The organism is Chromobacterium sp. Panama, assembly GCF_003052555.1.
GTDB lineage: Bacteria > Pseudomonadota > Gammaproteobacteria > Burkholderiales > Chromobacteriaceae > Chromobacterium.
In genome coordinates, this window is record NZ_QARX01000001.1 from 134319 (window position 1) to 158001 (window position 23683).

The 23683-nt window shown below is 64.4% G+C and carries 21 protein-coding genes; 11 read left to right on the top strand and 10 right to left on the bottom strand.

Going from position 1 to position 23683, the window contains the following annotated elements; all coding sequences use genetic code 11:
• The 5 genes from DB032_RS00645 to DB032_RS00665 form a co-directional block, all read right to left on the bottom strand.
• A complete protein-coding gene (locus DB032_RS00645; RefSeq protein WP_107797854.1) occupies positions 1-405 on the bottom strand; it encodes a hypothetical protein in 405 nt (134 codons plus the stop codon).
• Between the two features lie 57 nt (positions 406-462).
• Positions 463-888: a DUF721 domain-containing protein gene (locus DB032_RS00650; protein WP_048413534.1), complete on the bottom strand. Its 426-nt coding sequence runs from the start codon at positions 886-888 to the stop codon at positions 463-465.
• Positions 889-971: 83 nt separating this feature from the next.
• Entirely contained in the window at positions 972-2285 is a 1314-nt protein-coding gene (locus tag DB032_RS00655) for an AAA-associated domain-containing protein (protein WP_107797855.1), read from the bottom strand.
• A 10-nt stretch (positions 2286-2295) separates the two neighbouring features.
• Positions 2296-4035, bottom strand: a complete 1740-nt coding sequence (locus DB032_RS00660) for an ABC transporter permease subunit (protein WP_107797856.1) — start codon at positions 4033-4035, stop codon at positions 2296-2298.
• A gap of 357 nt (positions 4036-4392) precedes the next feature.
• On the bottom strand, positions 4393-6438 hold the full coding sequence (locus DB032_RS00665) for an alkaline phosphatase (protein ID WP_107797857.1): 2046 nt from the start codon (positions 6436-6438) through the stop codon (positions 4393-4395).
• Positions 6439-6863: 425 nt separating this feature from the next.
• Between DB032_RS00665 and secA the strand changes: the two genes are divergently transcribed.
• Both secA and DB032_RS00675 read left to right on the top strand, forming a co-directional pair.
• A complete protein-coding gene (gene secA, locus DB032_RS00670) occupies positions 6864-9575 on the top strand; it encodes a preprotein translocase subunit SecA (RefSeq protein WP_107797858.1) in 2712 nt (903 codons plus the stop codon).
• 247 nt (positions 9576-9822) lie between these two features.
• On the top strand, positions 9823-10347 hold the full coding sequence (locus DB032_RS00675) for a DUF2087 domain-containing protein (RefSeq protein ID WP_107797859.1): 525 nt from the start codon (positions 9823-9825) through the stop codon (positions 10345-10347).
• A gap of 45 nt (positions 10348-10392) precedes the next feature.
• Here the strand turns inward: DB032_RS00675 and DB032_RS00680 are convergent, their stop codons facing one another.
• Positions 10393-10869 carry a TlpA disulfide reductase family protein gene (locus DB032_RS00680; RefSeq protein ID WP_107801581.1) on the bottom strand — a complete coding sequence of 159 codons (477 nt, stop codon included), beginning with the start codon at positions 10867-10869 and terminating at the stop codon, positions 10393-10395.
• A gap of 122 nt (positions 10870-10991) precedes the next feature.
• On the opposite strand from DB032_RS00680, the gene DB032_RS00685 reads away from it, so the two are divergent.
• From DB032_RS00685 to DB032_RS00710, 6 genes are all read left to right on the top strand, one after another.
• Positions 10992-11936, top strand: a complete 945-nt coding sequence (locus DB032_RS00685) for a carbohydrate kinase family protein (protein ID WP_107797860.1) — start codon at positions 10992-10994, stop codon at positions 11934-11936.
• 139 nt (positions 11937-12075) lie between these two features.
• Entirely contained in the window at positions 12076-13365 is a 1290-nt protein-coding gene (gene gshA / locus DB032_RS00690) for a glutamate--cysteine ligase (RefSeq protein ID WP_107797861.1), read from the top strand.
• On the top strand, positions 13362-13982 hold the full coding sequence (locus DB032_RS00695; RefSeq protein WP_107797862.1) for a hypothetical protein: 621 nt from the start codon (positions 13362-13364) through the stop codon (positions 13980-13982). Before gshA ends, DB032_RS00695 begins: the two co-directional genes overlap by 4 nt.
• A gap of 2 nt (positions 13983-13984) precedes the next feature.
• Positions 13985-14944: a glutathione synthase gene (gene gshB / locus DB032_RS00700; RefSeq protein WP_107797863.1), complete on the top strand. Its 960-nt coding sequence runs from the start codon at positions 13985-13987 to the stop codon at positions 14942-14944.
• A gap of 122 nt (positions 14945-15066) precedes the next feature.
• Positions 15067-15438 carry a diacylglycerol kinase gene (locus DB032_RS00705; RefSeq protein WP_107797864.1) on the top strand — a complete coding sequence of 124 codons (372 nt, stop codon included), beginning with the start codon at positions 15067-15069 and terminating at the stop codon, positions 15436-15438.
• 44 nt (positions 15439-15482) lie between these two features.
• On the top strand, positions 15483-15863 hold the full coding sequence (locus DB032_RS00710; RefSeq protein WP_107797865.1) for a DUF1622 domain-containing protein: 381 nt from the start codon (positions 15483-15485) through the stop codon (positions 15861-15863).
• Between the two features lie 90 nt (positions 15864-15953).
• Here the strand turns inward: DB032_RS00710 and topA are convergent, their stop codons facing one another.
• The 4 genes from topA to DB032_RS00730 form a co-directional block, all read right to left on the bottom strand.
• Complete coding sequence (gene topA / locus DB032_RS00715) at positions 15954-18254, bottom strand: type I DNA topoisomerase (protein ID WP_107797866.1); 2301 nt, start codon at positions 18252-18254, stop codon at positions 15954-15956.
• A gap of 265 nt (positions 18255-18519) precedes the next feature.
• The gene (locus tag DB032_RS00720) at positions 18520-18978 is read right to left on the bottom strand and encodes a DUF494 family protein (RefSeq protein ID WP_048413521.1); all 459 of its coding nucleotides are present in this window, start codon (positions 18976-18978) and stop codon (positions 18520-18522) included.
• 34 nt (positions 18979-19012) lie between these two features.
• Positions 19013-20092: a DNA-processing protein DprA gene (gene dprA, locus DB032_RS00725; RefSeq protein WP_107797867.1), complete on the bottom strand. Its 1080-nt coding sequence runs from the start codon at positions 20090-20092 to the stop codon at positions 19013-19015.
• The gene (locus tag DB032_RS00730) at positions 20089-21123 is read right to left on the bottom strand and encodes a LysM peptidoglycan-binding domain-containing protein (protein ID WP_107797868.1); all 1035 of its coding nucleotides are present in this window, start codon (positions 21121-21123) and stop codon (positions 20089-20091) included. Before DB032_RS00730 ends, dprA begins: the two co-directional genes overlap by 4 nt.
• A gap of 149 nt (positions 21124-21272) precedes the next feature.
• Here DB032_RS00730 and def point away from each other — a divergent pair, with 149 nt between their 5' ends.
• Genes def through htpX form a run of 3 tightly spaced genes read left to right on the top strand, consistent with a single transcriptional unit; the run spans position 21273 to position 23627 of the window.
• The gene (gene def, locus DB032_RS00735; protein ID WP_107797869.1) at positions 21273-21776 is read left to right on the top strand and encodes a peptide deformylase; all 504 of its coding nucleotides are present in this window, start codon (positions 21273-21275) and stop codon (positions 21774-21776) included.
• A 37-nt stretch (positions 21777-21813) separates the two neighbouring features.
• Entirely contained in the window at positions 21814-22734 is a 921-nt protein-coding gene (gene fmt, locus DB032_RS00740; RefSeq protein WP_107797870.1) for a methionyl-tRNA formyltransferase, read from the top strand.
• Positions 22735-22769: 35 nt separating this feature from the next.
• Positions 22770-23627: a zinc metalloprotease HtpX gene (gene htpX, locus DB032_RS00745; RefSeq protein WP_107797871.1), complete on the top strand. Its 858-nt coding sequence runs from the start codon at positions 22770-22772 to the stop codon at positions 23625-23627.
• The last annotated feature ends 56 nt before the right edge of the window (positions 23628-23683 follow it).

Sequence of the window (23683 nt, forward strand, 5' to 3'; positions counted from 1 at the left end):
CTATTGCGGGGCGGAGGCGGCGCCGCTTTCTTCGTCGTCCGCGTCCTTGGGCGGCGGCACGATGCGCCATTGGCCGTCCTGGCGGCTGAAGCGCATCCGTTGTTCGCGCTCCACCGGCTTGCCGGTGAGCTTGCGGGCCTGATAGCTGACTTCGCAGTCCAGCGTGGCGTTTTCCTCGTCGTTCTGGCAGTCGTTCACCGCGGTGACGCGCAGGTCTTTGAGCGTGGACTCCACCATGGAGCGCATCAGCAGGGTGTGGGTGGATTCCGGCTTGGAATCGAATGAGGCGAGCGCCTGGGCCTTGAAAGCGGCTTCCGCCTCGGCCGGCGTCGGCTGTTCCGTCGGCGCGGCTTGGGCGAAGCCGGCGGCGAGACCGGCGATCAATATGATGATGTGTTGTTTCATGCCGCGACTTTAAGCCGGTTTGGCCGGCGGCGGCAAGCTGGGCGGTGGTCCCGGTCTTTACTTGCGGTGGTGGGCGATCAGCTTGGCCAGCGCGGCGCTGACCAGCGGATTGCTGACGCTGGCGGCGGCTTCTTCCATACCGTCCAACGCGTTCTGGCTGATTTTCAGCTTTTTTTCACGCGGCTTGCGCGCCAGGCGGACATCCACCTTGACCCGGGTCTTGCCGGCGATGAAGCCTTGCTTGGCCAATTGCGGCAACAGGCCGGGGGCCAGCATGCGCAAGCGGGCGGCGATGATGCCGGTGTCGGTGTAAATCACCAGCTCGTCGTCGCGGATGCGCACGGCGCGGCAGCTGCCGACCAAGAGCGGCGGCAGCAGTTTCTGAAAGGCGCGGTCCAGCTTCATCAGCTCTTTGGCCTCGGCGGTGAGCCGGGTCAGGGTGCTGTCTTTGCTGGCGATGTCGTTGAATTGGCGTCCGAACATGGCGGGCAGTCTAGTGAAAACAGTCCATTGTAGCCGCTGAGGGGGGCGCTTGGGGAGCCTTGGGCCGGCGGCGCCCCCAAGTCTTACTGTCCGCCTTCCACATCCTCCAGACTGAAGGTTTCGCTGTGGTCGTTGTAGGAGAAGATTTCCGCGTAGCGCCCCCAGCTGATCACGGTGTCCAGCGTCTCTTCGGCGGTTTCGTCGGACAGCGAGTCTTCCAGCTCCTGGGCGAAGCGCAGCCGCGGCGCGCGCTGGCCCGGGCGTTCCTGCAGTACTTTGCGGATGTGGGCGGCCATGGGCACGTGGCGCAGCAGGTGTTCGGCGAACTGCACTTTGCGTTCCTGGGTGCCGTAGTCGGCGAACAGCTTGCCGGCGGCGGTGAGCAGGATGTCGCCGTCTTTCAGTTCGGCGAAGCCCAGATGCTCCAGGATTTCCGCTACCGGGAACAACTCATCCACTTCCAGCCGCAGCTTTTCCGCGATTTCCGGCATGTCTGCCTTGCCGTGATACGGCGCTTGCGCCACTTCCTCGATCAGGCCGGCCATCAGGTTGGTGGAGACCTCGCTCAACTGGCTGCCGATTTCCAGCGGCAGCTTGTGCAGGGTGTGGGCGCTGCGGCGCGCGGTCATCAGCGCGTAGATGTCGTCCACCATTTTGCGGAAGGCCGGGTCCAGCCGATTGCGGCGGTGCGGGAAGGGCACTTTGATTTCCGCCACCACGCGGCCGGGATTGGACGACAGCACCAGGATGCGGTCGCACATGAACACGGCTTCTTCGATATTGTGGGTGACGATGAGCACGGACTGGATGGGCAACTGGCCTTCGCTCCACAGATCCAGCATATCGGTGCGCAGCGTTTCGGCGGTGAGCACGTCCAGCGCGGAGAAGGGCTCGTCCATCAAGAGCAGGGTGGGGTTGACCACCAGGCCGCGGGCGAAGCCGACGCGCTGGCGCATGCCGCCGGACAGTTCGCGCGGGTAGGCGTTTTCAAAGCCGTCCAGGCCGATCAGGTCGATGGCGGCCAGCGCGCGGCGGCGGCGTTCCTTGGCTTCCACGCCCAGCGCTTCCAGGCCGGCCTCCACGTTTTGCAGCACGGTCAGCCAGGGGAAGAGCGCGAAGGTCTGGAACACCATGGCCACGCCTTCGGCCGGGCCGGTCAAGGGCTTGTCGTGGTAGCGGACGTCGCCGCTGCTGGGCTTGATCAGGCCGGCGATGATGCGCAGCAAGGTGGATTTGCCGGAGCCGGAGCGGCCCAGCTGGCCGACGATCTCGCCTTCGCGCAGCGTCAGGTTGACGTCGTCCAGCACCTGGATTTCGTCATTGCCCTTGTTGAAGCCGCGGCAGACGTTTTTCAGCTGGAAGATTTCCCGTCCGGGGGTGGTGGTGTCTAGTGTCATGGTTGCCCCCTTAGCTGAGACGGAGTTTGTTTTCGGCGATGGCGTACAGCGGACGCCACAGCAGGCGGTTGAACAGAACGACGAAGATGGACATCACGGCGATGCCGAGCAGGATCTTGGGGTAGTCGCCGGCGGCGGTGGTCTGGGCGATATAGGCGCCCAGGCCGTGGGCGGCCAGTTTGTCGTCGCCCCAGGACACGTATTCGGACACGATGCTGGCGTTCCAGGCTCCGCCCGACGCCGTTATCGCGCCGGTGACGTAGTAGGGGAAGATGCCGGGCAGCATCACTTGCCGCCACCATTGCCAGCCGCGGATGCGGAAATTGGCCGCGGCTTCGCGAAAATCGTTGGGGAAGGCGCTGGCGCCGGCCACCACGTTGAACAGGATGTACCACTGGGTGCCCAGCACGATCAGCGGCGACAGCCAGATATCCGGATTGAGCTTGAAGTGGACGATGAAGACCACGAACACCGGGAACAGCAGATTGGCCGGGAAGGCGGCGAGGAACTGGGCCAGCGGCTGGATTTTTTCCGCCAGCGCCGGGCGCAGGCCGATGTGCACGCCCAGCGGCACCCAGATCAGCGAGGCCAGCAGGATCAGCAAGGTGACCCGCAGCAGGGTGATCAGGCCCAGGCCCAGCACGCGCAGCACTTCGGCCGGGCCCACTTCGGTATGGATGAAGGTCAGCAGCTTCCAGCTGGCCAGCAGGCCCAGCGCCGCCACCAGCAGCCACCAGACCACGTCGATGCCGCGCGACACCGGCGTTTGCGCCTCCGAATGCAGGCCTTGCGGCAGGCTGTAGTTGAGGCGCAGCCGGGCGGCTTTGCGCAGCAGTTTGCCAAAGGGCTTGAGCAGCAGCTGGATGGCGCGGGTGCGCTGGATCAGCTTGAGCACCCAGGACTCCGGCGCGGATTGGCTGGAGGTGTCTTCCAGGCGGAATTTGTCGGCCCAAGCCACCATGGGGCGGAACAGGAACTGGTCGTAGACGACGATGACCACGGTCATGGTCAGGATCACCCAGCCCACCGCGGCCAGATCCTTGTGCTGGATGGCCATGGCCAGATAGGAGCCGACGCCGGGCAGGGTGACGGTCTTGTCGCCCACGGTGATGGCTTCCGAGGCCACCACGAAGAACCAGCCGCCGGACATGCTCATCATCATGTTCCAGATCATGCCGGGCATGGAGAACGGCACTTCCAGCTTCCAGAACTTCTGCCACGGCGTCAGCCGCAGATTGACGGAGACTTCCTCCAGATCGCGCGGCACGGTGCGCAGCGACTGGTAGAAGCTGAAGGTCATGTTCCAGGCCTGGCTGGTGAAGATGGCGAAGATGGCGGCGAACTCCGCGCCCAGCACCCGGCCGGGGAACAGCGCCAGGAAGAAGGTGACGGTGAAGGAGATGTAGCCCAGCACCGGCACCGATTGCAGGATGTCCAGCATGGGCACCAGCAGCAGGCCGGCGCGGCGGCTCTTGGCCGCCAGCGTGCCGTAAACCAGGGTGAAGACTAGCGCGGCGGCCATCGCGGCCAGCATGCGCAGCGTGGTGCGCAATGCGTATTCCGGCAGATTGGCCGGGTCCAGTGTGATGGGAACGGTTTGCAGCGCGGTCAGCGGCGCCCAGGTTTCACGGATGCCGGTGGTGGCCATCAGCAGGAAGCCGAGCAGGAGCGGAAACGCGATCAGATCCCAGCGGTTGGGAATCAGCCGCTTGGCCGTGGCGGGCATGAAATGGCGGACAACGGCTGTCATCGGGCCTCTCCGGTTTATCGCCGCCGACGCCGGCGGTGTGTAGTCTGTTTTGTCCGGGCGGAGTTGCGGCGGAAAGCCGGCCCGACGATCTGGGGTTGCGGCGCGACGCGCGGCCGGGATCGGCCCGCCTGCCTTCACAGCATAGGCCAGCATCAGGGACGGCGGGCTGTCGCGGAGGCTGGTTTGCGGCGGGAAAATGCGCGTGGCGTAGGCGCTGGATACTAGCAGAGTTGCGTGGACGGGAATGTTACCGGCGCCGCAGATTTGTTGGGCTTTTGTGACGGATTGTACTGTTTGAAACTGAGAGGCGTTTCGCCACCCGCTCCCGGTGTTCCGAGCGGGCGGCGGCGCCAATGCTTACAAGACGTTGACGGCGGGGCTGCCGGCCGTCACTTCCACGGTTTTGACGCTGGCGGTGGCCGGGCTGGGCGCCGCGCCGCCGTTCAGCGCGCCCACCTTGTGGAAGGCGCAGCTGAGTTTGGCCGGCGTCAGCGTGACCAAGGCGTAACCCTGGGCGTCGCTGTCCACGTATTTGAGCCAGCTGTTGAAGCTTTGCAGGGTGTTGGTGAAGGTGTTGACCACCTGGCCGCTGACCGTGGTGTAGATCAGCGGTTTGGCCTTGGAGAAGGCCGGCACGGTGTCCACCACGTTTTTGAAATAGCTGAACAGCGAGTTGCTGGACACGCCGGCGGTGACCAGGTCCACCATCACCGGTGCGGGGCTGGCGGCGTCGTAGTCGTCCATCACCGGGCCGGCGAAGAAGGCGTGGATGTCGCCGGTGAGCGCCACCACATTGGCGACGCCCTGGGCTTTCAGATAGGCCATCAGCGCTTTGCGTTCGGCGTTGTAGCCGTCCCATTGATCGGCGTTGAGGATGAATTTATCGAAGAACATCGACGGCGGCAGGCTGGCGTCCAGGCCGGGCTTGATGGCGGCGTTGAACACGCCGGCGGAGATCGCGCCGCCGCTGAGGGTGTTCAACAGCGGCTGGGTGTTGGTGTAGCTGACCACGGGCGTGGAGCCGCTGGTGTTGGCGGCGGCCAGGTCCAGATAGAGCGCGCCTTGCAGCTGGGCGATCTGCGGCTGGGTCAGCGTCAGGCCCATGCCGGCCAGTTGCGGCGCCAGGCCCTGGGTCAGCAGCGAGGCCACCGCGACGGTGCCGTCAAAGCCCATGCGCAGCAGCGAGACTTCATTGCCCCACAGCTTCCAGGTGGTGGCGGCGGATTTCATCTGAGTCTGCCACCAGGCGCGCTGCGTCTCGCCCAGGATGGAGACATTGAGCAGATTGCCGCCGGTGGAGGCCATCTTGGCGGCCTCCACCTGGGCCAGGGTGTTTTTCTGCACGAAGTAGCGGCTGCCGATTTCGCCGCCGGCTTGGGTCTCCGGGATGATGTGGTCGCTGCGGTACAGGCGCTCGTCGGTCATCACCAGGGTGGCCAGGTCGCCGAAGGTGAAGCTGCGGTAGATCTGGATGTTCTGGAACGAGGGGTTGTTCAAGTCCAGCCGTACGTCGGCCGGCATGTTTTCGAACCAGGCCTGGCTGGCGCTGCGGCGGCGCGCGGTTTGCGGCGAGCTGTCGTCGGTGGCGGTGTATTCCTGGCGGTCCTGCCAGCAGTCGTCGGAAAACTCGTGGTCGTCCCAGATCGCAATCATCGGGAAGCTGGCGTGCAGTTTCTGCAGGCGGGCGTCGTTGCGGTAGGACTTGTACAGCGCGCGATAGTCTGCCAGCGTGGTGGCGTAGCGGGCGCCGTCGGCGCGCAGGGTGCCGTTGGGCAGGCTCAGCGCCGGGTGGCGGGTTTCGTTGCCGCCGCTCTGGAAGCCGGCGCCGACGGTTTCGTAGATGTAGTCGCCCAGGTGGACGATGAAGTCCAGATCCTGATTGGCCAATTCCTCGAAAGCGCCCCAGTGGTTGACGCTCCAGTCCTGACAGGAAATGAAGGCGAACTTGAGCTGGGACAGCGGCGCGCCGGCGGCCGGCGCGGTCTTGGTGCGGCCGGTCATGCTGACCGCCGGGCCGGTGAGGAAGCGGTAGTAGTAGGTGGCGGCGCTGCCAAGGCCGGTGACCTTGTGGCGTATGGTGTAGTCCCAGTCAGGCTGGGCGCTGAGCGCCACGTTCACCAGCAGGGTGGAGAAGTCCGCGCGGTCGGACAATTGCAGCGTGACTTTGACGTTCTGGCCGCCGTCGCCGCCGTCGACACGGGTCCACAACACGATGCTGTCCGGCTTGGGGTCGCCTGAGGCCACGCCCTGGCTAAAGCCGCTGCCGTTGACGCCGATCGCGGCGCCGGAGCCTCCGGGCAGGCTGCCCGCGCCCCCGCCCCCGCCGCCGCATGCGCTCAAGCCGCCGGCGGCGACGGAGGCGGTCAAGAAGCCGCTCCACTTCAGAAACTGTCTGCGATCCATCGATGTCTCCCCTCTATTGTCCTGCGTGCTTGTGTCTGAATCGGGCCGTGGGCGGCCCTTGTCGGAAAGGCGCTATTGTTTGAGGGGATTATTAAAGTGGCATGACAGCGGGTGTCAATTTAATTGAGTGTTTGCTCGAATTTGTCAGGGAAACGTGGGTTAAAACCAACACTTGTTTGAGTTTGATCCGCTTCCGCCCGCCAGCGCCGCGCGCTTTGGGACGCGGCCGCGCCGCGGCGGGCGGTTTTCGCGCGCGCATCCCGCGGCGGCCGGGCGCGGAGGAAAATAAAGGCCGCGCGCAGCGCCTGCCCCCTTGATACAGCGCAAGCGCGCCCCCATAAAATAAGACTGCTAATGTGCTACACTTTCAGGCATTTTTGCGGACACCTTACCTAAACAGCCCGCTGGTCTCTGGATTCGATTACATGATTTCTTCTTTGCTTAAAAAAGTATTCGGCAGCCGCAATGACCGGCTTCTGAAGCAATTCCACCAGACGGTGGTGCGCATCAATGCTCTGGAAGAGGGCTTGAAAGCGTTGTCCGACGAGGCTTTGGCGGCCAAAACCGATGAGTTCAAGCAACGTCTGGCCAAGGGCGAGACGGTGGACGGCCTGTTGCCGGAAGCCTTCGCGGTGTGCCGCGAAGCCTCGCGCCGGGTACTGGGCATGCGCCATTTCGACGTGCAGCTGATCGGCGGCATGGTGTTGCACTACGGCAAGATCGCCGAGATGCGCACCGGCGAGGGCAAGACCCTGGTGGCCACGCTGCCGTCCTATCTGAACGCGCTGACCGGCGACGGCGTGCACGTCGTCACCGTCAACGACTACCTGGCCAGCCGCGACGCCGGCATCATGGCCAAGCTGTACAACTTCCTCGGCCTCTCCGTGGGCGTCAACCTGTCCCAGATGCCGCACGACGAGAAGCAGAGCGCCTACGCCTGCGACATCACCTACGGCACCAACAACGAATTCGGCTTCGACTATCTGCGCGACAATATGGTGTTCAGCGTGGAAGAGAAGGTGCAGCGCAAGCTGGCCTACGCGGTGATCGACGAGGTGGACTCCATCCTGATCGACGAAGCGCGCACCCCGCTGATCATCTCCGGCCCGGCCGACGACAATATCGACATGTACCAGCGCATGAACGCGGTGCCGCCGATGCTGAAGCGCCAGGAAACCGAAGAGGGCGAGGGCGATTACTGGGTGGACGAGAAAGCCAACTCGGTAATGATGTCCGAAGCGGGCCACGAGCACAGCGAAGAAATCCTGACCCGTCTGGGCCTGCTGAAGGAAGGCGACAGCCTGTATTCCGCCACCAACATCACGCTGATGCACCATCTGATGGCCGCTCTGCGCGCCCACTCGCTATTCCACAAGGACCAGCACTATGTGGTGCAGGACGGCGAAGTGGTGATCGTGGACGAATTCACCGGCCGCCTGATGTCCGGCCGCCGCTGGTCCGAAGGCCTGCACCAGGCGGTGGAAGCCAAGGAAGGCGTGGAGATCAACCGCGAGAACCAGACGCTGGCCTCGATCACCTTCCAGAACTACTTCCGTCTGTACGGCAAGCTGGCCGGCATGACCGGCACCGCCGACACCGAAGCTTACGAATTCCAGAGCATTTACGGCCTGGAAACCGTGGTGATCCCGACCAACCGGCCCATGGTCCGCAAGGACGCGCAGGACAAGGTCTACCGCTCCGCCAAGGAGAAGTACGACGCCATCCTGGCCGACATCAAGGACTGCCACGAGCGCGGCCAGCCGGTGCTGGTGGGCACCACCAGCATTGAAAACTCCGAACTGATCGCCAATCTGCTGCAAAAGGCCAAGCTGCCGCACAATGTGCTGAACGCCAAGGAACACGCGCGCGAAGCCGACATCGTGGTGCAGGCCGGCAGCCCCGGCGTGATCACCGTGGCCACCAATATGGCCGGCCGCGGCACCGACATCGTGCTGGGCGGCAATCCGGAGCCGGAGATCAAGGGCGTCGAATCCGACGACAGCTTGTCCACCGAGGAGAAGCGCGCGCGCATCGAGAAGATCCGCGCCGATTGGCAAGTGGTGCACGATCAGGTGCTGGCCGCCGGCGGCCTGCACATCGTGGGCACCGAGCGCCATGAATCGCGCCGTATCGACAACCAGCTGCGCGGCCGTTCCGGCCGTCAGGGCGACCCGGGCTCCTCCCGTTTCTACCTGTGCCTGGAAGACCCGCTGCTGCGCATCTTCGCCTCCGATCGCGTCGCCGCGATCATGGACCGCCTGAAAATGCCGGAAGGCGAGGCGATCGAGCACCCGTGGGTGTCCCGCTCCATCGAGAACGCCCAGCGCAAGGTGGAAGGCCGCAACTTCGACATCCGCAAGCAATTGCTGGAATACGACGACGTCGCCAACGACCAGCGCAAGGTGATCTACCAGCAGCGCAATGAAATCCTGGTGGAAAGCGATGTGTCCGACGTGGTGGTCAATATGCGCGAAGGCGTGTTGTCCGACCTGGTGGACCTGCACCTGCCGCCGGAATCCATGGAAGAACAGTGGGATCTGCCGGGCCTGGAGAAAACGCTGGAAGCCGAATTCCTGCTGCCGATCAAGGTCAGCGAATGGCTGAAGGCCGAGCCGGCGCTGGACATCGAAAGCATCCGCGAACGCATCATCGAGCAAGCCGCCGAGACCTATCAGGCCAAGGTGGAGCTGGCCGGCGACGGCGTGATGCGCCAGTTCGAGCGCAGCCTGGTGCTGCAGATGCTGGACAATCACTGGCGCGAACATCTGGCGGCGATGGATCACCTGCGCCAGGGCATCCACCTGCGCGGTTACGCGCAGAAGAACCCCAAGCAGGAATACAAGCGCGAAGCCTTCGAACTGTTCGCCGACATGCTGGAGCGCATCAAGCGCAGCGTGGTCAATGTGCTGATGACGGTGCAGATCCGCAGCCAGGAGGACGTGGACGCGGTGGAGCCGCATCAGGTGGGCGAGTACGAAATGCAGCACGCCGCGCCGGGTTCGGCGCTGGGCGAGGACGAGGACAATCCGCTGTCCCCGGACGCGCTGGCGGCGCAGGGTCTGCGTATCGGCCGAAACGACGCCTGCCCATGCGGCAGCGGCAAGAAGTACAAGCAGTGCCACGGCCGCCTGGAGTGATCCGGTAGCCGCAGGGCCCAAAGCCGACGCGCGAGCGTCGGCTTTCTTCATGCCCGCGCGCTTTGCAAGCGGACGGCGCGGTGTTAGCATCGTCGCGGGTCAACAGTTCACCCAGGCGTCGCCGGTGCCCTCACCACGCTAAACCTGTCTTGGCTAGATTCATCCCGCTTGGCTCGAACCCGTGCCAGGCCGTAACGGCGACCGCGGCAGTCCCTCCCGACCTTGGCACGACGACAGGATTCGAACCATGTCTCGTACGCTTTATCCCTTTTATTGCAGCGACATCTCCGCGCTGGCGCGTTCGCTCAAACAGCAATGGGCGCAGGAAAGCGCTCCGCCCAGCCATGTGCACATCCTCAATATGCTGGCGCGTTCCGCCGGCTTCCAGAACTTCCAGCACTGGCGGGCGGAATGCGAACGTCCGGCGCCGCCGGCCGGCCTGTCCGCGGCGACGACGCGGCTGTTGCGTCATTACGACGCCGAGGGGCGCTTGACGCGCTGGCCTAAGAAATTCAGCGAACAGCGCGTCTGCCTGTGGGTCTTGTGGGCCAGCCTGCCGGGCGGGGAGCAGTGGTCCGAGCCGGAGGCGAACGCCTTGATCCGCGCCGAAGAAGCCTTTGGCGACCATGTGTTGCTGCGGCGCGAGCTGGTGGAGCAGGGCTTGCTGGGGCGGACGCCGGATTGCCGGCGTTATTGGCATGTGGCGCAGGCCTTGCCGGCGGAGGCCGAGGCCTTGGCGGCGGAAGTGGGCCGGCGCAGAGCCGGCCGCTGAGGAGGCTTGGGCGGCGGCCGGCGTCAATGGCCGTCGCCGAGCGGTTTACAACTGGGCTTTGATCGCCGCTTCCAGTTTTTTCTCGTCCAAGAGGCCGGTGAGCTTGGCGGCGATCTTGCCCTTGCGGTCCAGGATCAGGGTGTAAGGCAGGCCGCCGGTGGCGTTGCCCAGGCTGCGCATCAGGTTCAGCGTGTCGCTGTCGCCCAGCAGGATGGGATAGCTTATCTTCAGCTGGCCGACGAAGGCGCTGACTTCTTCCTTATTGTCCAGCGCCACGCCCACCACTTCCACGCCCTTGGGCGCCAGCTTGGCGCGCAGGCGGTTCAGCATCGGCATTTCCTCGCGGCAAGGCCCGCACCAGGTGGCCCAGAAATTCAGCACCGTGACCTTGCCCTTATAGGCGGCGATGGTGGCGTCGCCGCCTTGCAGCTTGGTGAAATGGGTTTGTTCCAGCGTGGGCGCGGCCATGGCGGAGAGCGGCAGCAGCGCGATCAGCGCGGGGGCGAGCAGTCGTTTCAGCATCTTGTTGAGCTTCCGGTAGGTGTTTGAAGTGTATTGGATATCCGACAAGGTCAAAGTTCTCGACGTGAACCAAACAAATGTTTCATGTTAAAATGGTCGATTGACCTTTTTGCGGAGTGGGCATGTCTATCCTCGTCTGCGGGGCCCTCGCATACGATACCCTGTTCTCGTTTCATGGCCGTTTTGACAGCCAGATCCTGCCGGATCAGCTGCACAAAATTTCCACGACCTTCCTGGCCCCGACCATGCGCCGCGAATTCGGCGGCATGGCCGGCAATATCGCCTACAGCCTGTGTCTGTTGGGCGAAACCCCCATCGTCATGGGCGTGGTGGGTGAGGATTTCGAGCCGTATCGCCAACATCTGAAACGCGCCGGCGTGGACGACCGCTTCATTCGCTTGATCCGCAAGCAGTATACCTCGCAGTGCTTCGGCATCGCCGACAAGGATGGCAATCAATTGATGGCCTTCCATCCCGGCGCCATGGATTTTGCCACCGAAAACCACATATCGGATATTCCGGGGCCGATCGAGCTGGCGATTCTGTCGCCCGGCGGCTACAGCGCCTTCCTGCAGCATTCCAAGGAATTGGCCGCGGCCGGCATTCCCTTCATCTTCGATCCGGGTCAGGAGCTGCCGCTGCTGTCGCGCGACGAGATCCACGAGATCGTCGAACTGGCCAGCTATGTGGCCATCAACGACTACGAGAGCGAGCTGATGCGCGAACGCGCCGGCCTGTCGGTGGAGGACTTGCGCAAAAAGGTGGAGGCGCTGATCGTCACCCGCGGCTCCAAGGGCGCGGAGATTTACGTCGGCGACACCGTGCACCTGATCCCGCGCGTGCAAATGCCGATCAAGCCGGTGGACCCGATGGGCTGCGGCGACGCTTTCCGCGCCGGCCTGCTCTACGGCATCAGCCGCGGCCTGGACTGGAAGATCACCGGCCGTCTGGCCAATGTGATCGGCGCGATCAAGGTCACCACGCCGGGCTGCCAGAATCACTTCTTCGACTGGGACTCGCTGAAGGACTTGTATCAGCAGGCTTACGGCGAACCCTGGCCGTTGTGACGATGCGGCCCGCGGGCCAAACCGACAAGGACGCGCAAGCGTCCTTTGCTTTTTGACGGTCCCAACACAACAAGTCTTGAATTCATCCCGCGCCACCCCCACCATTAGCGAATTCAATTCGAAAACCCAAGGGGATTCCATGCCGCCCGTTCCGCATCTGGCAACCGCACTGACCGGCCCGCTTTACGAACTGGAAAGCCGCATCCTGACTGCCCAGCCTCAGATCGAACACTGGTTCCGCAGTCAGTGGCATAACCACGCGGCGCCGTTCTACGGCTCGGTGGACCTGCGCAACAGCGGTTTCAAGCTGGCGCCGGTGGACATGAACCTGTTTCCCGGCGGCCACAACAACCTGAACCGCGACTTTCTGCCGCTGGCGGTCCACGCCGCGCAAAGCGCGGTGGAAAAAGTGTGTCCGGAAGCGCGCAGCGTGCTGCTGATACCGGAAAACCACACCCGCAACACCTTCTACCTGCAGAACATCGCCGCGCTGGTGCATATTTTCGAACAGGCCGGCCTCAAGGTGCGCCTGGGCTCGCTGAACCCGGAAATCACCGAGCCGACCGAGCTGCAATCGGCCAACGGCGACATCGTGCGCTTGGAGCCCATCGAACGCCGCGGCAACCGCCTGGTGCTGGCGGACGGCTTCAACCCCTGCGTGGTCCTGCTCAACAACGATTTGTCCGGCGGCATTCCCGACCTGCTCAAAGGCCTGGAGCAGAACCTGCTGCCGCCGCTGCACGCCGGCTGGGCGGTGCGCCGCAAGAGCAACCACTTCGCCGCCTACGACAAGGTGTGCGAGGACTTCGCGCGTTTGATCTCCATCGATCCTTGGACCATCAATCCCTATTTCGCCAGCTGTAGCGGCCTGGATTTCCACGCCCGCACCGGCGAGGAGCAATTGGCGGACGAGGTGTCGCGGATGCTGGACAAGATTCGCGTCAAATACCGCGAATACGGCATAGACAACGATCCCTTCGTCATCGTCAAGGCGGACGCCGGCACCTACGGCATGGGCGTGATGAGCGTGAAGAGCCCGGACGAGGTGCTGGGTCTCAACCGCAAGGCGCGCAACAAGATGTCGGTGGTCAAGGAAGGCCTGGAGGTGTCCGAGGTCATCGTGCAAGAGGGCGTGTACACCTTCGAAACGGTGGAGGATGCGGTGGCCGAGCCGGTGGTCTACATGATGGACCGCTACGTGACCGGCGGTTTCTACCGTGTGCACACCGGCCGCGGCATCGATGAAAACCTGAACGCGCCGGGCATGCACTTCGTGCCGCTGTCGTTCGAAACCGCCTGCCTGCCGGACAAGCAGGGTACGCCGGACTGCGCGCCCAACCGTTTCTACGCCTACGGCGTGATTTCGCGGCTGGCGCTGCTGGCCGCCTCGCTGGAGCTGGAAGCCACCGATCCGGACGCGGACGAATGAAAGCCTGGCTGAGCCTGGCGCTGTTGGCGGCGACGGCCTCGGCGGCCGCCGACGAGGCCTTGACGCCGCAGGCGCTGGAGGAACTGGTGCAGTGCGCGTCGTTCGAGCGCTACCAGGCCTTGCAGCCGGCCTTGCTGGACGTGGTGTTCGACAAGGGGCCGGATTGGATACGCAAGAACGAGCAGGCCAGCACGCTGGGCGTTTACGCCTATGATCTGAAACGGCCGATCCGGGTGTTCGGCGCGGAGACGACGCGGCTGGCGCTGCACAAGGAGTTCGTGTCGGTGCCGCTGCCGTCCGCTTGGACAATGGCCGAAGCCGCGTCCCGGCTGCGGCTCAAACGCGCGCCGATCCGGGCGACGGAGCAGTATTACCGCTTCGTCGGTGCGGAAGGGCCGATGCTGTCCGTCTACGAGATGTCCGCCAATCCCTTGGCGGCGCTGCTGGGCGCGCCGCAGCAGGGCGAAGCGCTGCGCTACCTCGGCTGCTCCTATAATGGGGCCGACGAGCCCACTTTCCTTTCCGTCGCCGCACAGGCCGACGAGATGATGCAAACGGCGCGCAGCGGCATGGAACGCATGCTGCGCGACGCCGCCAAGCCAAGCGAGGACCGATAATCATGCGCATCCTGTTCATTGCCGATCCGCTGGATCACTTCAAGCTTTACAAGGACACCACCTTCGCGATGATGCAGGAGGCCGCCGCGCGCGGCCATGCCCTGAGCTTCGCCCAGGCCCATCAATTGTCGGTGGAGGGCGGCCGCGTGCTGGTGGACGCGCGCGATCTGAGCCTGACCGGCCAGTACGAGGGCGAGCATCCGGCCTGGTTCAAGCTGGGCGAAGTGCATCGCCAGCCCTTGCAGTCCTTCAGCGCCACTGTGATGCGCAAGGATCCGCCCTTCGACATGGAATACCTGTACGCCTCTCAGCTGTTCACGCTGGCGGAGGCGCAGGGGGCCAAGGTGTTCACCAGCGGCCAGGCGCTGCGCGATTTCAACGAGAAGCTGGCCATTTTGCAGTTCCCGGAGCTGACCGCGCCCACGCTGATCACCGGCGAGGCGCACCGCCTGCGCGCCTTCATCAATCAGCATCAGGACGTGATCCTGAAGCCGCTGGACAGCATGGGCGGCGACAGCATTTTCCGGCTGCGCCCGGACGACGCCAATCTGTCTGTGATCATTGAAACCATCACGCTGCGCGGCAAGCGCACGGTGATGGCGCAGCGCTACATTCCGGAGATCCGCGACGGCGACAAGCGCATTCTGGTGATAGACGGCGAGCCGGTGGAGTGGTGCCTGGCGCGCATTCCGGCGGCGGGGGAGACCCGGGGCAATCTGGCCGCTGGCGGTCGCGGCGAGGCGCGGCCGCTGACCGAGCGCGATCGCGAAATCGCCAGGACGGTGGGACCGGAGCTGAAAAAGCGCGGCATCCTGTTGGCCGGGCTGGACGTGATCGGCAACTATCTGACCGAGGTCAACGTCACCAGCCCCACCTGCTTCCGCGAAATCATGGACCAGACCGAGATCAAGGTCGCCGGCCTGTACATCGACGCCTTGGAGCGGCGCTGCCAGCCGCACTGACGCTGGGCTTTCTCCATTTCGCCACGGCCGGCCGCGACGCCGGCCGTTTTATTTTTTATTGGCGTCATCTTGGTCTGGCATGCTGGGGCGCCGGCCGTTGCGCCAATCTTACGGACTCCTCCATGAAAGAAAGTCCTTTCAAAGGCAAAACCGGGATCACCCGCCTGATCAACGCCTTCGGCTACTCGCTGGACGGCCTCAAGGCGGCGTTCCGGCATGAGGACGCCTTCCGCCAGCTGGTGCTGCTGGCGGCGGTGCTGATCCCGCTGGCCTTCGTCATCCATGCCCAGCCGCTGGAGCGCGCCTTGCTGGTGGCCAGCTCGCTGGCGACGCTAATCATCGAATTGCTGAACTCCGCGATCGAGGCGGCGGTGGACCACACCTCGCTGGAGCGGCATCCGCTGGCCAAGCGCGCCAAGGACATGGGCAGCGCCGCTCAATTGCTGGGCCTGATCAATCTGACCGTGGTGTGGTGCCTGGTGTTGTTTGCCTGAAGCGGGTAAGGTGACGGCTGCCTGAACCAAGAGGGAGCCGTCCGATGATGTCGCCAGTGGAATCCGGAGTCGAGGAGTGGGTGTTGAACATCGTGCTCTGGCTCAAGTTGGGCGTGGAAGCGCTGGGCGCGCTGGTGATAGGCGTCGGCATCCTGGCCCTGGGCGTCCGCTATGTTCGCCGCTGCCTCAGCGCCAACCATGACGATTACAACCAGGTGCGGCTTAGCTTCGCCCGCTTCCTGGCGCTGGCGCTGGAGTTGCAATTGGCGGCCGACATCCTGTCCACAGCGGTGGCGCCCAGTTGGGACCAGATCGGCAAGCTGGGCGCCATCGCGGTGCTGCGCACCGCGCTCAATTACTTTCTGGGCAGGGAAATTCGCGAAGCCGAGGCGGCGCGCCGGCCCACAGAGCCGCCGGCCGCGTGATCCGGCGCTTGGCGCAAGCGTAAGCGAGGCCTCAATGAAAACAGCCCTGCCGCGGTGTCCCGCGCAGGGCTGTTGTCGTAAGCGGAGCCCTTAAGCCGGCTCGGCTTCCTTGCCTTCCGGCGGCGCGATCACCTCGCTATAGCCACATTCCTTCTGCGGGCAGACTTTCTCGGTGCCGCGGCGCTTGGTGGTCTTGATGGTCAGGATCGGCCAATTGCACTTCGGGCACGGTTCGGCCACCGGCGGATTCCAGGTGGCGTACTTGCACTTGGGATAGGTGTTGCAGCTGTAGAACAGCTTGCCGTAGCGGCTCTTGCGCTCGATCAGCTGGCCGGCCTTGCATTCCGGGCATCCCACGCCGGTTTCGCGCGGCTTTTCCAGCGGCTCGATGTGCTTGCACTTCGGGTAGTTGGCGCAGCCGATGAACTTGCCGTAGCGGCCTTTCTTGATGTGCAGCTCGCCGCCGCACTCCGGGCAGCTGCGGCCTTCGATCACCGTCGGCGCTTCCGCCTCTTCCGCAGCCTGTTCGGCGGTTTCGCCCATATTGCGGGTGTAATCGCAGTCCGGATAACCGGTGCAGGCGATGAAGCGGCCGCGCTTGCCGAACTTGATGGACAAGGGCTTGCTGCATTTTGGACAGGCTTCGTCCAGGCTCTCGGTGGTGACCTCGGCGCGGGAGATGCTCTCCTTCTCCGCGATCTGCTTGGAGAAGTTCTTCCAGAAGCTGTCCATCACCGGCACCCATTCGCGCTGGCCGTTGGCCACTTCATCCAGCTGGTTTTCCAGCTTGGCGGTGAAGTTGTAGTCCACGTATTGCGCGAAGTGCTCGGTCAGGAATTTGTTGACGATGTCGCCGGTGTCGGTGGGCAGGAAGCGCTTCTTGTCCAGCACCACGTATTCGCGGTCTTTCAGCGTGGAGATGATGCTGGCGTAAGTGGACGGCCGGCCGATGCCGAATTCTTCCAGGGCCTTCACCAGCGAGGCTTCCGAATAACGCGGCGGCGGCTGGGTGAAGTGCTGGGTGCCGTAGAGCTTGTCCACCGGCAGGGTCTCGCCCTCGTCCAGCAGCGGCAGCTTGGCGTTGTCCTCGTCCTCGGCGTCGTCCACGTCTTCTTCATACACGGCGAGGAAGCCGGCGAAGGTCTGCACCTGGCCGGTGGCGCGGAAAACGCCTTCGCCGACGGCGATGTCTATGCTGGTGGTGTCGAACTTGGCCGGCGCCATCTGGCAAGCCAGCGTCCGCTTCCAGACCATGTCGTAGAGCTTGAACTGATCCGAGGTCAGGAAGGGCTTGACCATGTCCGGGGTGCGCAGGATGGACGTGGGGCGGATCGCCTCGTGCGCTTCCTGGGCGTTCTTGGACTTGTTCTTGTAGGCCACCGGGTTCTTGGGCAGGTAGTCGCCGTCGAATTTCAGGCCGATATAGCCGCGGATCTCCTCCACCGCCTCGCCCGCCAGCGCCACCGAGTCGGTACGCATATAGGTGATCAGACCGACGGTGCCCTGGCCGATGTCTATGCCCTCGTACAGCTGCTGCGCGGTGCGCATGGTGCGGTCGGTGGTCATGCCCAGCTTGCGCACGGCTTCCTGCTGCAGCGTGGAGGTGGTGAACGGGGCGGCGGGGCTGCGAGATTTCTTTTTCTTCTCGATGCTGCTGACCACCGCCGGGTGGCCTTCCAGCCGCGCCAGTATGCTGGCCTGCTCGGCCTCGTTGGGGATGTCGAACTGTTCCAGCTTCTTGCCGGCCATCGAGGTCAGCTTGGCGCCGAACTTGGTGCGGCCCTTGTGGCTGTCCAGATGCACAGACCAGTATTCCTGCTCGACGAAGGCGCGGATTTCGTTCTCGCGCTCGCAGATCAGCCGCAGCGCGGGGCTTTGAACCCGGCCGGCGGACAGGCCGCGGCGGATCTTCTTCCACAGCAGCGGAGACAGGTTGAAGCCCACCAGATAGTCCAGCGCGCGGCGGGTCTGCTGTGCGTCCACCAGGTTCTGCGCGATTTCGCGCGGGTTCTGGATCGCTTCCAGCACCGCGTTCTTGGTGATCTCGTGGAAGACCACGCGCTGGGCGGTCTTGTTCTTCAGCAGCTTCTTGCCGTTGAGGATCTGCACCAGATGCCAGGAAATGGCCTCGCCTTCGCGGTCCGGGTCAGTCGCCAGATAGATGTGTTCGGCGTCGCCCACCGCTTTGACGATGGCGTCGACGTGTTTGCTGTTGCGCGCGATCAGCTGGTATTTCATCGCGAACCCTTTTTCAGGGTCCACTGCGCCGTTCTTGGGCACCAGATCGCGCACATGGCCGTAGGAGGCCAGGACTTCAAAGTCAGGGCCTAGGTATTTCTTCAGCGTTTTCGCCTTGGAAGGCGATTCGACGATCAAGAGACTGGTGGGCATATTATCTTTTCTATGTGCAATCGCCGGCATGCCGGCCGATCCGTCCGGACCGGGCGTTTCTGCCGCGCGGCAGAAGGGCGCCAGGCCCGGGCGTGGGCTGCTGCGTTCCCGTCGACAAGGAGGATGAAGGCTTCACCCTGAAAATTTCGCGTCGACAGAAAATATATTCGTCAAATAAAACAAGAGCGCAAGAGCGCTCTTGGATCGGCCGCCGGAACCGGCGGCCAAGGGCGGCATGTTAAGCCCGCTCCATGAGGCTGACAAGTCATTGCATGGTGGGTTCGCCATGCACGGCATCCAACAGCGCCTCGCCCAGCAGAATGGGCAGTTCCGCCTGTTGCGCCCACAACACCATCAAGGCCACCAGCTTGGCGCTGCCGACGTTGATGTCGTCGCCGTGCAGTTCCATCAGGCGGTCGATGACCATTTCGCGCTGCGCGGGCGTCAAGGCGCCGTGATCCTCCAGGAACTGCAGCAGGCCGCGCACGTCGGCGGGCAGGTGCTCCAGCTCGTCTTCGGCGTAAACGCGCATGCCGCTGGCTTCGTTGGCGCCGACGTAGCCGCTGTCGTCCAGGCCGCTGATGCCGTCCAGCCAATCCAGCGCGTCGTTGATCTCCTCGTCCTCGAAACCGGCGGCCTCCAATTGGCGCATCAACGCGCCGCGGTCGCCGAAAGCGTCCGGATCGCGGAATTGTTCAAACAGGAAGGCGAGTACGTCAAACATCAATCTATCTTCTTAAAGTGCGGGTTAGCGCGGTTCAGCCCGGTTTCAGGCGCTGAAAAAGCCCGCCGGGATGGCTGGCCACCAGGCCGGCCAGCTCAAGTTCGAGCAGCATCGCGTAAAGCTCCCCCACAGTCAACCCGAGCGTGGTCGAAAGCGCATCCATACTGATGGGGTCGAATCCCATGGCTTCAAGCAGCGGCGATTCCGCCGCGGGGGCCGCCGGCTTGGCGCTGGGGCGTTTGCGTTGCAGCCTGCCCACTTCGTCCAGCACGTCGTCCACGGTTTCCACCAGTTTGGCGCCGTCCTTGATCAGCCGGTGACAGCCGCGAGACTGCGGATTGTGGATAGAACCGGGGATGGCCATCACTTCGCGGTTGTTCTCCATCGCCAGCCGCGCGGTGATCAGCGAGCCGGAGCCGATATTGGCCTCCGCCACCAGACAGCCGCGGCTGAGGCCGGCGATGATGCGGTTGCGGCGCGGGAAATGGCCGGCCAGCGGTCCCATGCCCAGCGCGAACTCGGACAGGATCAGGCCTTCCTCGGCGATGCGGTGCGCCAGCTGGCGGTTGCTGGCCGGGTAGACGCGGTCTATGCCGGTGCCGACCACGGCGACGGTGGCGGGCGGCTGTCCGAGCGCGCCGTGGTGGGCGGCGGCGTCGATGCCGCTGGCCAGGCCGCTGACGATGCAATAGCCGTGCTCGGCCAGTTCGCGGGAAAAGCTTTCCGCGTTCTGCCTGCCCTGCGGCGTGGCGGCGCGGCTGCCCACGATGGCGAGCATGGGCTGGGTCAGCAGCTCGCGCCGGCCGCGGGCGAACAGCAGCGGCGGCGGCGAGTTGGATTCGGCCAGCTGCGGCGGGTAGTCGTCGTCCAGCAGCGACAGCAATTGGCAGCCCGGCGTTTGCGCCCATTCCAGCGCCGCCTCGGCGGAGGCGGCGGCCTCGCGCCGCTGCAAGGCTTCGGCGGCTTCTTTGCCGATCAAGGGCTCGGTCTGGCGGCTGTTGGCGTTCAAGGCGGCGTCGGCGCCGCCGAAGGCGTCGATCAGCCGTAAAAAGCCGGCCGGGCCGATGCCGGGGGTCAGCGCCAGCAACAGCCAGTCATGCGGCGGAGCCTTCATTCTTGCTCGGGGCTGGCCACGCCGTCGCCCACGTAGATCGGGCCGCGGCTGTCCAGCACCAGCGCGTAGGACACCTTGTCGAACACGCGGTAGACGAAGGCGTTGCCGGCGCGCTCCGCCGGCAGCGTCACCGTGCGCTTACCCTGCTCATCCTTGATTTCCAGCGGGCGGCCTTTTTTGAACAGGCCGAACACATGACCGTTTTCGACGCCCTGCGACTGGCCCAGATTGAGTACAATAGTGGAGTATTGGGCCGCGCCGTCCACGCCGTTGTAGACCGAGACCACCTTGCCGCTCAGATGGGCGTCGGCCGGATGCGGGGCGTAGTTGTTGAAGTTTTGCTGCGGCGCGCGCATCAGATGGTCGCCCACCAGGATTTCCTCGCTGACGTTTCTGACTTTCAGCGTCTGAACGTCGCCTTGGAGCTTGTCTGCGGTCAGGTCGCCGCTGTAGGTCGCTTCTACGCCCAGCACCTTCTTGGTGTCCGGGTCCAGCAGCGGCTTGCCCAGCCGGTAAGCCTGCCAGGTGCCGGCCTCGTTGACGCCGGTGGCGTAGACGCGGTCCCCGGTGGCGACGGTGAGGTGTTCTTCCGGTCCGGCGATCAGCTTGGGCGATTGCAGGAACTGCGCCATGTCCACTACCAGCGGCCGTTTGAGGAAGGGCTCGATCGCCGAGGCGGGAATGCTGGCCACCGCCTGATCCAGCGTCTCGACGCGGACCTGCGGCGAGAGTTTGACTTCGCGCTGCGCGCCTCGCGCCAGCGACAGCCGCGGCTGGCCGTCCACATAGTCCAGCGCCAGCACGTCGCCCGGGTAGATCCAGTGCGGATTCTTGATTTCGCCCTGGTTCATCCGCCACAGACGCGGCCATTTCCAGGGGCTGCTCAGATAGCGTCCGGAAATGCTCCACAGCGTGTCGCCGCGCTTCACGGTGTAGCGGCTGGGCGCGTCAGCCTTCAACTGGAGATCGGCGGCGAAGGCGGGCGCGGCGAGCCCGAGGGCCAAGGCGAAGGATATAATGCTTTTACGCATGGGAAATGCCCCAATATGAAGGTGGACGGACACCTGCGGGGGTGGCCCGCATACAAGGAATCGCGTTTCGAACATGTCTATTATCGGCGTGTCGATCGCGATACGACAACTTGATGAGTGAATGAAACGACGGGGAGTCATTAAATCCGATGGCATTGTTGAATATTTTGCATTACCCGGATGAACGGCTGCACACCGTGGCCAAGCCGGTGGAGGTCTTCGACGAGGCCTTGCAGATCCAGATCGATAATATGTTCGAGACCATGTACGAGGCCAAAGGCATCGGCCTGGCCGCGACTCAGGTCGATTTCCACCACCGCCTGGTGGTGATGGACATTTCCGAGGAACGGAACGAACGCCGCGTGTTCATCAACCCGGAAATCCTGAGCAAGGACGGCGAGACGGAATATGAAGAAGGCTGTCTGTCCGTGCCCGGCATTTACGACAAAGTGACTCGCGCCGAGCGCGTCAAGGTGCGCGCGCTGGACCGCAACGGCAAGCCGTTCGAACTGGAGGCCGACGGCCTGCTGGCGATCTGCATCCAGCACGAGATCGACCATCTGGACGGCAAGGTATTCGTTGAATACCTGTCGCAGATGAAGCAGACCCGCATCAAGACCAAGCTGAAAAAGCGTGAAAAACAGAATATGTGACCGCGGCGCCGTGGGCGCCCCGTCCGGAATGGTTTGAATGAAATTGATCTTTGCCGGTACGCCGGAGTTTGCCGCCGCCGCGCTGCGCGAGTTGATCGCCGCCGGCCATGAAATCGCCCTGGTGCTGACCCAGCCGGACCGTCCGGCCGGCCGCGGCATGAAATTGAAGCCCAGCCCGGTCAAGGCGGTCGCGCTGGAGCACGGCCTGCGCGTGGAGCAGCCGGCGTCCTTGCGCAACGACGAAGCGCAGCAGATGCTGCGCGACATCGGCGCCGACTTGATGGTGGTGGCCGCCTACGGGCTGATCCTGCCGCAGGCGGTGCTGGATATTCCGACGCGCGGCTGTCTGAACATCCACGCCTCGCTGCTGCCGCGCTGGCGCGGCGCGGCGCCGATACAGCGCGCCATCCTGGCCGGCGACGCCGAAACCGGCATCACCATCATGCAGATGGACGTGGGCCTGGACACCGGCGACATGCTGTCCATCCATCCTGTGGCCATCGCCGACGACGAAACCGCCGCCACGCTGCACGATAAGCTGGCCGTGGAAGGCGCGCGCGCCATCGTCTCCACGCTGGCCGGACTGGACGGGATCGCCCCGCTCAAGCAGCCGGAAGCGGGCGTCACTTACGCGCAGAAGCTGAGCAAGGCCGAGGCCTTGGTGGACTGGAGCCTGCCGGCGGAAGAAGTGGCCCGGGCGATCCGCGCCTACAACCCGGCGCCCGGCGCGCATACCTTGCTGGCCGGCGAAGCGCTGAAACTGTGGATGGCCGGCGCGGAGGCCGGCCAGGCCGAGCCGGGCGTGATCGTCGCCGCGGACGCGGACGGCGTGCTGGTGGGCTGCGGCTCCGGCCTGGTGCGCTTGAGCGTGCTGCAGGCGGCCGGCGGCAAGCGGCTGGCCGCGCGGGACTTCGTCGCCGGCAGAAGCCAGCTGGCGGGCACGCGGCTGGGCGTGTGAGCGGATAGACTGAGGCGAGAGGAAAGGGGGCGGCAATGACGGACAACTGGTTCAAGACCACCTTGCTGATGGCGGCGATTCTGGCGCTGTTCGCCTTGATCGGCGGCATGATAGGCGGCAAGAGCGGCATGATTCTGGCGCTGCTGTTCGGCGGGGCGATGAATGTGTACGCTTGGTGGAATTCCGACCAGATGGTGCTGCGCATGTACAACGCGCAGGAGGTGGATGCCCAGAGCGCGCCGGAATTCTACGGCATGGTGGCGGAACTGGCGCAGCGCGCCGGCCTGCCTATGCCGCGCGTCTACGTGATTCACGAAGAGCAGCCCAACGCCTTCGCCACCGGCCGCAGTCCCGAGCACGCGGCGGTGGCCGCCACCAGCGGCATCATGCGCATGCTGGACTATCGCGAGCTGCGCGGGGTGATGGCGCACGAACTGGCCCACGTCCAGCACCGCGACACCTTGATCTCCACTATTTCCGCCACCATGGCCGGCGCGATATCCGCGCTGGCCAACTTCGCCATGTTCTTTGGCGGCCGCGACGAAAACGGCCAGCCGGTGGGCTGGCTGCCGCGTCTGGCCATTGCCCTGCTGGCGCCGCTGGCGGCCAGCCTGATACAGATGGCGATTTCCCGCGCGCGCGAATTCGAGGCCGACCGCGGCGGCGCCGAGATTTCCGGCGACCCGCTGGCCTTGGCCTCCGCCTTGCAGAAGATCGAGTACTATGCGCAGGGCATTGTGATGCCCACCGCCGAGGCGCACCCGGAAACCGCGCAGATGATGATCATCAACCCCTTGTCCGGCGGCGGCGGGATGGGCGATCTGTTCCGCACCCATCCGCAGACCGCGGACCGCATCGAACGGCTGCAAGCGATGGCGCGCGGCGTATATTAATTGAAGAGCGTCGGGCGGCCGCGCGCCGCCTTGATCGCGCAAGGCCAATGCCGGAG